Here is a 12,178-nt window from a genome sequence, read left to right as displayed (position 1 = left end):
GCAATCTAACACTTTATTATACCGTAAAATCAAACATTTTTGAATACATACCTTGCCGGGTGCAGGCACTTCTGATAGCGCCGGACCACAGTCTCTCCCGTGACCGGCAGGGCAAAGACCTGATTTCCTGTGACGACCAGGCAGCGCCAGGCCTTTTCCGGTATCCCGTCGACGGCGACGAGAGGCAGGCCGCAATGCTGGCAGACCGAGCGGCCCTGACGGCCTGTCAGGTTGACGATGGCTACGACATCGCCGGCATGGATGGAGAGATTACGGCTCAGATGGAGATACATGGTCGTCCTTCTTTCTGTATTTGGCAACGAGGTTCTCGATGAATTTCGGCGGGATATCGCCGGGGACGCGGCGGGTGATGAGCATGGCCAGGGTAAAATCATCGGCCGCTGTATCGTATTCGTAATATACCTTTTCAATATAGGTATAGATGAGATTGCGGCGGACTTCATTGTACGCCTGTTCTTCCGCAGCCGCCATCACGTCCGTCTTCAGATAGCCGGCCACGGCCTCCCACGACAGCCAGGGCATGTCGTCGAGGTAAGCGCGTATCTGCCGCTTCAAGGCCTGCCGGGCCTCGCTGCGGCAAAAGAGGCACTGCCTTTCGCCAGGCGCCATCCAGCGGCCGCAGCGGGGACAGGAAACGAAGCCTTCCAGCTGGTAAGCCTTCTTCCGCTTGGCCTGGGCGAAACGGAGCTGGACCACTTTTTCCCGCAGCCCTTCTGCCAGATGGGCCGTTTCCTGGCGGATACGGGCTACCGTATCGTCATCGAGGCGGACCTGGCTGATAGTCTCTTTAGGAAAGACATCTTCCCTTTCGCCCTGCAAGGTCTCATAGACCGGCCGGACCGGTTTTTTCCCCTTTTTGACAAAACGGACATCGGCAATGGCCCGATGCCCTACGTAAGAATTAATTTCCTCGATGATTTTATTTTTATACATAAACAGATAATTCATATATACCGGGTTCATGACGGCAATGATAACCTGTTTATCCTTAAAATCTAATATATATGAATATTTGGCAATCTGTTCGCCAGCAATCTGTTTCCAGTCCCGTTTGGCCTGGTATAAGTGATAAGGCAAAAGGAGCCGGTTTTTCTCCAATACTTTCGGTATGGCTAAACCGGCTTTTTTTAATTCAAGACTGCGTTCCTCCATGAGACAGGACCCTCCCTTGTTCAATGCAAATGGGATGACAGCCAGCCATGCCGGCAAAGATCCCCGGTTCCGTCGTCGTAATGAACGTCTGGATACGGTCGCGGACGAAATCGAGCAGGGCCTGTCGGCGGTCCGGGTCCAGCTCGCTCATGACATCGTCCAGGAGCAGGACCGGATATTCACCCGTCTCGGACTTGACGTATTCCAGCTCCGACAATTTCAAGGCCAGGACGGCCGTCCGCTGCTGCCCCTGGGAGCCGTATTTCCGCAGATCCGCCGGACCGACGGAAAAGACCAGGTCGTCCCGGTGCGGCCCGACCGATGTCGCCTGACGGCGCACATCTTCTTCGAGATGGCGCTGCAAGAGGGCATAGTACCATTCCGGATCGGTCTGATGGTCCCGGTCGCCGCCGCCATAGGGCTGAACATATGTTAGGTTCAGCATTTCCGTCCCCCGACTCAGGCGCTTGTGGAGGACGCCGGCTAAAAAGGATAACTTGTGCAGGGCTTCGAGCCTTTTCGCGACCAGCGAAGCTGCAAAGCCGGCAATCTGGCGGTCCCATTCATCGAGGGGATGGATGCCTTCATATTTCATCTTCTTCAGCAGGAGATTGCGCTGGGAAATGGCCCGGTTGTACTGCAGCAGTTCCCGGTAGTACGGCCGGCTGACCTGGGAAATTTCCATGTCGATGAAACGGCGCCGCAGCGACGGGCTGCCCTTGATGAGCTGCAGGTCGTCCGGCGAGAACAGGACTTCGTTGAGGGTCCCGACCAGTTCCTTTTGGGGAACCTTTGTTTCATTGACCCAGAGTTCTTTCTTGGCCGTCCGGGATAAGATGATTTTCAGCTGCTGCTTCGTATCACTGCGCTGAAACTGGATGATGATGCTGGCCTGGTCCTGGTTCCAGCTGATGAGGTCGGCATCGGCGATGCCCCGGTAGGACTTGCCGATGCCCCCCATATATAATGATTCCAATAGATTCGTCTTGCCCTGGCCATTCTTCCCATAGAGGAGGATGATGGCCTTGGGAAAGGTAATCATTTCATCATCATAATTCCGGAAACGGTGGAGCCGGACCGATTCAATCATCATAATTATTCACCTTTAATCAAATATGTACCGATACCTTTAATTTCAACTTTGTCTCCAGGATAGAGTTTTTTGCGTTTCGCAGTGCATAAAATTCCATTTACAAAAATCTTTTTTTCGTCCAGCAGAAAGCGGATTTCACCGCCGCTCTGTAAAATACTGGCCCATTTCAAGAATTGGTCGAGCTGGATCATCGGTGTCGTAATGTTTACTGTTTCCATTATTTTGTCCTCATAGGCGTTACAACAAATACACAGGAAGTATCTTCTTTATCCTGGACCAGCATGGGGCTGTTTTCCTTGGATTTCAAGATGACTTCCGAATCATGGCAATGCTTCAAGATGTCGAGGATGAATTTCCCATTAAAGGAAATATCCAGGCCCTGGCCTTCCAAATGGCAGGGGACGTAGTCTTCGACCGTACCGTAGTCAGGATGCTGGCTCATGAGTTTGATCTGGTCGTCGGCGACGATGAAGTTGATGACATTGTACTGGGCATCTTTGGCGACGATAGAAGCGCGTTCGACAGCGCCCGTGAATTCGGCCCGGTCCACCGTGACGATGCACTTGAAGTCATTGGGGATGACGCGCCGATAATTGGGGAATTCCCCTTCGATGAGCCGCGTCCGGATGTAGACATTGCCGAACTGTACGGCCAGGTAATTGCGGACTGCCGTGATTTCGACGGTTTCCGGGATATCTGTCGGCAGCTGGCGGGAAATTTCTGATAACAATCGGCTGGGGATAACGGCCTGTAAGGGATTATCCACAGGCGCATCGAGGGTAGCCGTCTTCAATGCCAGGCGGTGCGTGTCAGTGGCGACCATGGTCATCTGATCCCCCTGGACGTCCAGGAAGGTCCCCATGAAAATTGGGCGGGCCACATCAGTAGCGCAGGCATAGGACGTATTGTCGATGAGGTCCTTCATGACGACGCTCGTCGTCGTAAAGCTGGCATAGCCGTTTTCAACGATTTCGACTTCTGTGAAATCATCGGGATTCATGGTCAGACATTCAAACTTGAGTTTGCCGCCTTTGATGAGCAGCTGTGTATCGGCATCTTCCTTGATGATTTCGATTTCATCACTAGGCAGGCGGCGGGTCAATTCCATTAAATAAGGATTGGCAATAAAAGCTTCACCGCCTTCTTCAATGATACCGGGAACGGTGATCTTAATGCCCATATCGTAGTCATTGGCCTGGAACTCGATGATACCATGGAGGGCTTTGATAAGCAAGCCGTTTTCAGAAGATATATTGTTGCTTTTGTTCTGGGCGACTTTCTGCACAGCCTGCAGGCCTTTGTTCAGATCTTCTTTTTTCAGTTTTAGTCTCAATGGAGTATCCTCTTTTCTGCGCTGAATAAATTAATTAAATGTGAATTAAAAAATAGTAGTCTTAGTAATAGGGGCTGTGAATTTGTGGATAAGTGGAAAAAGACAGCGATTTTAAGCTGTCCACAGCTGTGGATAACGTGTGGACAAATCGTCATTTTTTATCCACATTTCCACTGTGGATTTCTTTTTTTGACTTATCCACAATGTATGTACAATTTTATCAGCCTAGTTATCCACACCGCGGATTTCATTCATCATCTTTTCCAGATGTTCTTTGAAATGGCTGTCTTTGTCTATTTTCTTCCGAATCTGCGAGCAGGCGTGCATGACTGTCGTATGATCGCGGCCGTTGAAGGCTGTCCCGATGTGAGGATACGTATTTCCTGTCAGTTCGCGGCACATATACATGGCAATCTGCCGCGGCAGGGCGATGTCTTTGGTCTTTTTCTTGCCCATGAGCTCTTTATAATTGATGTTATAGTGTTGACAGATGTACGTCGTGATTTCGTCAATGGTGATATATTTCTTTTCATCCTGGGCGTCGGTAATGTAATGGATGGCGTGTTTTACTAAAGGCAGGGTGACGTTGCTCTTGGACTGCGATGCTTCCAGGAGGACGCGGATGAAGGCGCCGTGCAGTTTTCGGATGTTTTCGCTGACATTGGCTGCGATGTAATTGAGGGCATCCAGGTCGCAGGTGATATTTTCTTTTTCTGCCCAGGCCCGGAGGATAGCCGTGCGCGTTTCTAAATCAGGCGGCTCGATTTGCGTGACCATGCCGTTTTCAAAGCGGGAACGCAGGCGTTCTTCCAGTTTCTTGATGTCCCGTGGCGGACGGTCGCTGGTGAAGACCATCTGTTTTTTGTCCTGATAGAGCTTGTTGAAGGTGTGGAAGAATTCTTCTTTTGAACTTTCTTTATCCCCACGGCCCAGGAACTGGATGTCGTCTACGAAGAGGACATCGACATTGCGGTAACGGCGGCGGAAACTTTCCGTGTTTTTGTCCTGGATACACTGGATGAATTCGTTGACGAAGTCTTCACTGGTGATGCACAACAGGCGCATGTTAGGGAAGTTCTTCAGCAATTCGTGGCCGATGGCGTGCATCAGGTGGGTCTTGCCCAAGCCGCTGCCGCCGTAGATGTAGAAGGGGTTCCATTTCTGGGCCGGTGCGGCTGCAATGGACTTGGCGACAGCTGTGGCGACGCGGTTGCTATTGCCGACGATGAAGTTATCAAAGGTATAATCTTTATTTAAATTATTATTATAAGGGATTTCATCAGGCGTGACGGGGACGGCTTCTTTGACGACGGGCATGGGGGCTGACGGACCGTCACTGATGGGCAATTCAGGCTGGACCCATTCTGTCTGTCCTGACGGGACGGACTGCGCGTCTCCGGCCGGGGCAGCGGCTGCCGGTACGGGAGGCGCTGCCGGCTTTTTCGGCAGGGTGATCGTTTCAGCGGCGGCTTCTGGCTGGCTTTCGGGAGCGGGCTTCTTTTCCTGGCTCGTAATCAGCTGGACCCTTGTCGGGCGGCCGATGGCGTCCTGGGCGACGGTTTCCAGGATATCCGTGTATTTTTTGCTGACGTAGTCGCGGAGAAAATTCGTCATTGTGTCTAATATGAGGAGATTTTCTTCTTCGGAATAGGAGTAGGGAATGATGTTGCCTTCAAACCAGTTGGTAAAAATCTCTTTCGGCAAGACTTGTTTCAGGTTAGCCAGCATTTTTTCCCATAAGCTGAGCAGGTCCATAATAATCCTTCCAATCTGTGCGTAAAATTGTGCGAGACATAGAGTGTACCATATAAAGTGTATATGTGTATAGCCTGAATTGTGGATAACGTGGACAAAGAGGACACAAAAAGGCGGAAAGACGATAATCATCGAATTTCCGGTTCTTTTCCACTTATCCACAAAATGTGGATAGATTGTTGACAACTTATTTATCTATCCACATTTTACAACAAAACCGAAATTAAGGGAAGAAAATTTTTACGGAATACTTATACATGAGGTATGCGCAAACAGTATAATACTTGGAAAATAGGGCTTGACAGCCGGGGCTTCGCTTACTATAATTAACCTGTTATGGTGTAAATTCATTTACTGTCAATGACGACAAAGGAGGTGTCTAGCTTGAAACAGACATATCAGCCGAATACATTGTGGAGAAAGAGGACTCACGGCTTCCGCGAAAGAATGAAGACGAAAGGCGGCCGCATGGTTTTGAAAAAACGCCGCATGAAAGGCAGAAAGAAACTTTCTGCTTAATTATTACGAGATAAACAGAAAAGTTCCGGTTGGCGGAATTTTTCTGTTTTTCTGGCATTTTTAGGACAATTTGCGTATGTATGAACTAACAAAAGAACAACGGCTGTGCAAAAACCGTGAGTACCAGCTCGTATACCGCCGCGGCAAGTCGTATGTCAACCGCCGCGTCGTCCTGTACGTCCTGCCGCGCTCACCGAAACAGCCGACCCGGATTGGTTTCGTAACGGGTAAGAAAATCGGCTGCGCCGTCGAACGCAACCGCTGCCGCCGCCTGATGAAAGAAGTCTATCGTCTGCACCAGTTCGACCTGCGCGACGGGTTCGACTTGGTCCTCATCGGCCGCAGCAGTTTAAAATACGCCGGATACAAAGAAGCAGAACAAAGCATCCTGCAATTATTCCGGCATGCCAGGGTATTGAAAAAGAAGTGATGACACATGAAACGGTGTTTCATAGCCCTTATCCGGTTTTACCAGTTGTTCATATCGCCCCTTCACCGGCCGTGCTGCCGGTTTTATCCGACTTGTTCTGCCTATGCCATCGAGGCTTTGCAGAAGTACGGTGCTGTCAAAGGGAGTTATTTGGCACTAAGGCGCATTTTAAAATGCCATCCCTTTCACAAAGGCGGATATGATCCGGTACCGTAGATCCCTATTTTTACAACTGAACAGGAGTTGAGAGTATTGGGCTTTTTCAGTGGAATAATGGATGTCCTCAGCGGCATTATGACGACATTCATGAATTACTGTTATGCATTTACCCAGAATGTAGGCTATCCGAGCTATGGCGCTGCCATTATCATGCTCACCTTGATTATTAAACTGGTTCTGGCTCCGCTTACGGCTAAACAGATCCGTTCCATGGAAGGCATGCAGACCCTGCAGCCTAAGATCAAAGAATTACAGAAGAAATATAAGGGCAATCAGAAAAAGATGCAGGAAGAAATGACCAAACTGTATCGGGAAATGGGCGTCAACCCCTTGTCGGGCTGTCTGCCGATCCTCATTCAGATGCCATTCCTCATCGCCATTTTCTATGCTCTTCGGGAATATCCCTACGACCCGGCCTTTGAAAGTTTCTTATGGCTTCCCAGCCTGGGCCAGCCGGACCCCACATATATCATGCCGGTGCTGTCGGCTGTTTCGACTTACTTCATCCAGAACCAGATGTCCGGTACGCAGGTAGCGGCTTCGGATGCACAGGCTAAACAGCAGAAAATCATGAAGATCGTCATGCCGTTATTCATCGGCTGGATCAGCTTGAATTTCCCCAGCGGCCTGGTCATTTACTGGGTTGTTTCTAACGTATTCCAGTGGGCACAGCAGTTCCTCATGACCCACCTCAAGAAAAAAGGAGCACGATCAGAAGCATGAGTACCATCGAAACTACAGGAAAAACGATCGAAGATGCCGTCCGCTCCGGTCTGGTCCGTCTCGGCAGAATGAAGGACGAAGTCGACATCGAAGTCTTGGAAGAACCGAAGAGCGGTTTCTTCGGATTCGGCAGCAAGCCGGCGAAAGTACGCATTACCGAAAAAGAAGGCGTACCGACGGTCCCGACCATGGAAAGCCAGCCGGCAGCCGTGGAAAAGCCCGTCGCACCGGCAGCGGCTGAACCGGCTGCCAACGCAGCTGGCGCAGCTGAAGAAGCGGTTCCCCAGGTAGAAACAGAACCGGCTGAAGCCGAAACAGGCGATGATTTTACGGCTGAAGAAGCCGCCGCCAAGGCGAAGGCCTTCCTTCAGGAAGTGCTCAAGAACATGGGCATCGACGTCGTCATCGAAAAGATGATCAAGTCCGATAAAGTCCTGCTCCACCTGCACGGCAAGAACTTGGGTATCCTCATCGGCAAGCATGGCCAGACCTTGGATGCCCTCCAGTACCTGACCAACTTGACGACGAATCAGGGCGAAAGGACGCGCCATTTCATCATGCTCGATGTCGAAAATTACCGCCATCGCCGGGAAGAAACGCTGAAACAGCTGGCTATCCGTCTGGCGAACCGCGTCAAGAAGAACGGCGACCGCGTCGTCCTGGAACCGATGAACGGTTATGAACGCAAAATCATCCATGTGACCTTGCAGAACGACCCGCAGGTCCGCACGGAAAGTGAAGGCCAGGACCCGTACCGCCACGTCGTCATTTACTATCAAGAATAATTTTTAGTTTGCCCTATGAAGCTTAACAAAGAGGCTGTCGCATTCAGACAGCCTCTTTCGAGTATTTTTCTACAAACTCTGTACTACAAACTATAAAGTAAAAGGAATCTTGCATGATGTCAGGAAACTTCATGCGAGCCCCTTGGCTATGAAAGGAGTATTGCCATATGTACGATACGACCGATACGATCGCGGCCATTGCCACCCCCCTGGGGGAAAGCGGCATCGGCGTCATCCGTATCAGCGGCAGCCATGCCTATGACGTAGGCGATGCCATTTTCCGCAGCCCTTCGGGAAAGCCCCTGGCCCAGCGCCGGGACCGTTCTATCCAGCATGGCCTCATCGTCGCCGATGACGGCCGTCCTGTCGATGAAGTGCTCATGCTCATCATGAAAGGGCCGCACTCCTATACGGCGGAAGACGTATTGGAAATCCAGTGCCACGGCGGCCGCAAGGCCTTGGAAGAAATTCTCGGCCTGGTCCTGGCCCACGGCGCCCGCATGGCCAATCCCGGAGAATTTACGCAGCGGGCCTTCGTCAATGGCCGCATCGATCTGGCCCAGGCCGAAGCCGTCATGGATGTCATCCAGGCCAAGAGCCGCCAGGGCCTGACCAGTGCCGTCAATCAGCTTGAAGGGCGGCTGTCTAAAGTCATCGGTGCCATGCGCCATGATTTGACGGACTTCATTACCCGCATGGAAGTCACCATCGATTATCCTGAAGAAGACCTGGAAGATATCACCGTCCCCGATGTAGCCGGATCTATCCGCAAACAGCTGACGGCCCTGGACGATATGCTGGAGGCTTCTCACGACGGCCGCATCATCCGCGACGGCGTCATGGCCGCCATTGCCGGTACGCCGAACGCCGGCAAATCGAGCCTGCTCAACCGCCTGCTCCAGGAAGACCGGGCCATCGTCACCGATGTGCCGGGGACGACGCGGGATGTCCTGGAAGAATGGATTTCCCTCAAAGGCGTCCCGGTCTGCCTCGTCGATACGGCGGGTATCCGGGAAACAGACGATACCGTCGAAAAGATAGGCGTCACCAAGGCCAAGGCCTATATGGACAAAGCCGATATTATCCTGGTCGTCATCGACCGGTCCCGGCCCTTGTCCGATGAAGATAAGGCCATCCTGGAAGACACGAAGGATAAGAATGTCCTGGTCGTCCTCAACAAGACCGATCTAATGCCAGTCGTTACGGAAAAAGATTTAGCAGGCTATGGTCATCCCGTCCTCTCCTTGTCGGCTGGTACGGGTGACGGCCTGGATTCCCTGAAAGATAAATTGTTGTCCCTAGCCCTGTCCCATGCCGATACGGCAGGCAGTGCCCTGCTCACCAATACGCGCCACATCGAACTGGTGCGCCAGAGCCGGCAAGCCCTGCAGCGGGCCCTCGATTCCATCGAAGCCGGCATGCCCGTCGACTGTGCCGTCGTCGACCTGCGCGAAGCCTGGGAGCTTTTGGGCTCGATCACGGGCGATACGGTCCACGACGATATGGTCGAAGAAATATTCAGCCGATTCTGTTTAGGTAAATAAAGGGGTGTAACCATGTTTGTAGTCGATACATACGATGTCATCGTCATCGGTGCCGGCCATGCCGGCTGTGAAGCGGCCCTGGCCAGTGCCCGTCTGGGCGCCAAGACCCTGATGGCGACGTTGAACTTAGATAATATTGCCCTCATGCCCTGTAATCCCGCTGTCGGCGGGCCTGGGAAGAGCCATCTCGTCCGGGAAATCGACGCCCTGGGCGGTGAAATGGGCATCAATACGGATAAGACGTGCCTCCAGATGCGCATGCTCAACACCGGCAAAGGACCGGCTGTCTATTCCCTCCGGGCCCAGTCCGATAAGAAGATGTACCAGATGGCCATGACCAAGACCCTGGAAAACCAGGACCACCTCGACGTCAAGCAGCTCATGATCACAGACCTTCTCGTCGAAGACGGCGCCGTCACCGGTGTCCGGACGGAACTGGATGAAGTCTATAAAGCCAAGTGCGTCATCCTGGCGACGGGGACTTACCTCAAAGGGAAGATCATCATTGGCACCTGTACCTATTCCGGCGGCCCTATCGGCCAGCGCTCGGCTGAAGATTTGTCGGGGTCGCTCCTCAAGGCCGGCCTCAAGCTCATGCGCTTCAAGACCGGTACGCCGGCCCGCGTCGACCGCCGTACCCTGCGGACCGATGAAATGGCCAAGCAGGAAGGCGACAAAGACGGTCATGCCTTTTCCTTCCTGTCGGAACGGAAAGACCGCAACAAAGAATGTTGCTGGCTGACCTTTACCAACGAAGAAACGCATAAGATCATCCGCGACAACCTCGACCGGGCACCCATGTGCAATGGCATCATCACCGGCATCGGGCCGCGCTACTGCCCGTCCATCGAATCGAAGATCGTCCGCTTTGCCGATAAGAAGCGGCATCAGCTCTTCATCGAACCGGAAGGGGAATCGACGGAAGAAATGTACGTCCAGGGCATGAGCACCAGTATGCCTGCCGACGTCCAGTACGCCTTCCTGCGCACCATCCCGGGCCTGGAAGACGTCAAAATCATGCGCCCGGGCTATGCCATCGAATATGACTGCCTGGACCCGACGCAGCTCACGCCGTGGCTGGAAACGAAGAAGATTTCCGGCCTCTTCTCGGCAGGCCAGGCCAACGGGACCAGCGGTTACGAAGAAGCCGCCGCCCAGGGCCTCATGGCCGGCATCAACGCGGCCTTGAAGGTCCAGGGCAGGGAACCGTTCATCCTGACCCGCTCCGAAGCCTATATCGGCGTCCTCATCGACGATTTGGTCACAAAGGGGACGAATGAACCGTACCGCATCATGACCAGCCGCAGCGAATACCGCCTCATCCTGCGTCAGGACAATGCCGACCTGCGCCTGACCCAGAAGGGCTATGACCTGGGCCTGGTCACGCAGGAACGGTATGACCGCTTCACGGCCAAGAAACAGGCCATCGAAGAAGGCATCGCCGCTCTCCGGGCCATTTCCGTCACGCCGTCCAAGGCCAATCTGGAAAAATTGGAACGCCTGGGCACGGCACCCATCCACACGGCCATCACGGCCTACGACCTCCTGCGCCGCAACGATGTCGACTACGAGGCCCTGCGGACGGTCTTCGACCTGCCGGAACTGGCTGCCGACGTGGAAGAAGAAATCGAAATCATGATCAAGTACGAAGGCTATATCAGCCGCCAGATGGAACAAGTCGAAAAGATGAACCGCCTGGAACAGAAGAAGATGCCCGCCGATATCGTCTATGCCGATATCGACACCCTGTCGGCCGAAGCCAGGCAGAAACTCGATGAAATCCGGCCCTTGTCCTTAGGCCAGGCCAGCCGTATTTCCGGTGTGTCCCCGGCGGATATCACGGCCTTGCTCATCGTACTGGAACAGCACAGCCGGGAGGAAAAAAATCATGTTTCGCAGTGAATTAGAACAGGCCCTGAAGGCCATGGGCCTTACCGTGACAGACGGGCAGCTTTCCCAGTTCTGCGCTTTTAATGAAAGACTGGTGGAAACGAATAAAGTCATGAACCTGACGGCCATTACCGACCCGAAAGGCGTCGCCATCAAGCACATGGCCGACAGCCTGTCCTGTTATGACCCGGCTTATTTCAAAGAAGGCGCTCGTGTCCTCGATTTGGGGACTGGCGCCGGATTCCCCGGCCTGCCCCTGCTCATCTACCGGCCGGACTTGAACGTGACGTTCTTCGATTCCCTGCAAAAGCGCCTGACCTTCCTGGAAAACACGGTCAGCGATATAGGACTGACGGCGTCGTTCCTCCACGGCCGGGCCGAAGAAATGGCCCATAAGCCGGAATACCGCAGCGCTTTCGATATCGTCACCAGCCGGGCCGTCGCCCGCCTGAACATATTGGCCGAATGGGCCCTGCCTTACGTGAAGACCGGAGGCTATTTCATTTCCCTCAAAGGGGCCCAGTATGAAGACGAACTGGCAGAAGGCGAAAAAGCCCTGCAGATCCTGGGCGGCAAAGTCGCCGAAGTCCGGCCTGTCCACCTGCCGGGACTCGATGACGTCCGCGCCGTCCTTTACATCGAGAAAGTGAAGGAAAGCCCCAAAAAGTATCCCCGCAAGCCCAAGATGGCTGCGAAAAATCCCTTATAGAGAAA

General features: G+C 53.0%; 14 protein-coding genes. 8 read left to right on the top strand and 6 right to left on the bottom strand.

What is annotated here, in order from left to right:
* Positions 1–29: 29 nt before the first annotated feature.
* The 6 genes from WMO23_RS01370 to dnaA all read right to left on the bottom strand — a co-directional run bounded on the left by WMO23_RS01370 (position 30) and on the right by dnaA (position 5,354).
* On the bottom strand, positions 30–293 hold the full coding sequence (locus WMO23_RS01370; RefSeq protein WP_349173084.1) for a hypothetical protein: 264 nt from the start codon (positions 291–293) through the stop codon (positions 30–32).
* Entirely contained in the window at positions 271–1,173 is a 903-nt protein-coding gene (locus WMO23_RS01365; RefSeq protein ID WP_349173082.1) for a DciA family protein, read from the bottom strand. Before WMO23_RS01365 ends, WMO23_RS01370 begins: the two co-directional genes overlap by 23 nt.
* On the bottom strand, positions 1,154–2,266 hold the full coding sequence (gene recF, locus WMO23_RS01360) for a DNA replication/repair protein RecF (protein WP_349173081.1): 1,113 nt from the start codon (positions 2,264–2,266) through the stop codon (positions 1,154–1,156). The genes WMO23_RS01365 and recF overlap by 20 nt, the downstream gene beginning before the upstream one ends.
* A gap of 2 nt (positions 2,267–2,268) precedes the next feature.
* Positions 2,269–2,484 (bottom strand): RNA-binding S4 domain-containing protein, encoded by a 216-nt coding sequence (locus tag WMO23_RS01355; protein ID WP_020310265.1) that lies wholly within the window; start codon positions 2,482–2,484, stop codon positions 2,269–2,271.
* A complete protein-coding gene (dnaN, locus tag WMO23_RS01350; RefSeq protein ID WP_292106784.1) occupies positions 2,484–3,599 on the bottom strand; it encodes a DNA polymerase III subunit beta in 1,116 nt (371 codons plus the stop codon). The genes WMO23_RS01355 and dnaN overlap by 1 nt, the downstream gene beginning before the upstream one ends.
* A gap of 225 nt (positions 3,600–3,824) precedes the next feature.
* The gene (gene dnaA / locus WMO23_RS01345) at positions 3,825–5,354 is read right to left on the bottom strand and encodes a chromosomal replication initiator protein DnaA (RefSeq protein WP_349173078.1); all 1,530 of its coding nucleotides are present in this window, start codon (positions 5,352–5,354) and stop codon (positions 3,825–3,827) included.
* Positions 5,355–5,738: 384 nt separating this feature from the next.
* On the opposite strand from dnaA, the gene rpmH reads away from it, so the two are divergent.
* From rpmH to rsmG, 8 genes are all read left to right on the top strand, one after another.
* Entirely contained in the window at positions 5,739–5,873 is a 135-nt protein-coding gene (gene rpmH / locus WMO23_RS01340) for a 50S ribosomal protein L34 (RefSeq protein ID WP_020310268.1), read from the top strand.
* A gap of 76 nt (positions 5,874–5,949) precedes the next feature.
* Positions 5,950–6,303 (top strand): ribonuclease P protein component, encoded by a 354-nt coding sequence (rnpA, locus tag WMO23_RS01335; protein ID WP_020310269.1) that lies wholly within the window; start codon positions 5,950–5,952, stop codon positions 6,301–6,303.
* A 6-nt stretch (positions 6,304–6,309) separates the two neighbouring features.
* Positions 6,310–6,519, top strand: a complete 210-nt coding sequence (gene yidD / locus WMO23_RS01330) for a membrane protein insertion efficiency factor YidD (RefSeq protein WP_020310270.1) — start codon at positions 6,310–6,312, stop codon at positions 6,517–6,519.
* Positions 6,520–6,576: 57 nt separating this feature from the next.
* Positions 6,577–7,245: a YidC/Oxa1 family membrane protein insertase gene (locus WMO23_RS01325; RefSeq protein ID WP_036200823.1), complete on the top strand. Its 669-nt coding sequence runs from the start codon at positions 6,577–6,579 to the stop codon at positions 7,243–7,245.
* Positions 7,242–8,030 carry an RNA-binding cell elongation regulator Jag/EloR gene (gene jag / locus WMO23_RS01320; protein WP_020310272.1) on the top strand — a complete coding sequence of 263 codons (789 nt, stop codon included), beginning with the start codon at positions 7,242–7,244 and terminating at the stop codon, positions 8,028–8,030. Before WMO23_RS01325 ends, jag begins: the two co-directional genes overlap by 4 nt.
* A 167-nt stretch (positions 8,031–8,197) precedes the next feature.
* A complete protein-coding gene (gene mnmE, locus WMO23_RS01315) occupies positions 8,198–9,574 on the top strand; it encodes a tRNA uridine-5-carboxymethylaminomethyl(34) synthesis GTPase MnmE (RefSeq protein WP_349173074.1) in 1,377 nt (458 codons plus the stop codon).
* Between the two features lie 12 nt (positions 9,575–9,586).
* Positions 9,587–11,476: a tRNA uridine-5-carboxymethylaminomethyl(34) synthesis enzyme MnmG gene (gene mnmG, locus WMO23_RS01310; RefSeq protein WP_349173072.1), complete on the top strand. Its 1,890-nt coding sequence runs from the start codon at positions 9,587–9,589 to the stop codon at positions 11,474–11,476.
* On the top strand, positions 11,463–12,173 hold the full coding sequence (gene rsmG, locus WMO23_RS01305; RefSeq protein WP_292298254.1) for a 16S rRNA (guanine(527)-N(7))-methyltransferase RsmG: 711 nt from the start codon (positions 11,463–11,465) through the stop codon (positions 12,171–12,173). The genes mnmG and rsmG overlap by 14 nt, the downstream gene beginning before the upstream one ends.
* The last annotated feature ends 5 nt before the right edge of the window (positions 12,174–12,178 follow it).

The sequence above is a fragment of the Megasphaera intestinihominis genome (assembly GCF_040096415.1).
Taxonomy (GTDB): domain Bacteria; phylum Bacillota; class Negativicutes; order Veillonellales; family Megasphaeraceae; genus Megasphaera; species Megasphaera intestinihominis.
Note: the sequence above shows the minus strand (reverse complement) of the source record. Positions and strands in the feature narration are given on the sequence as shown.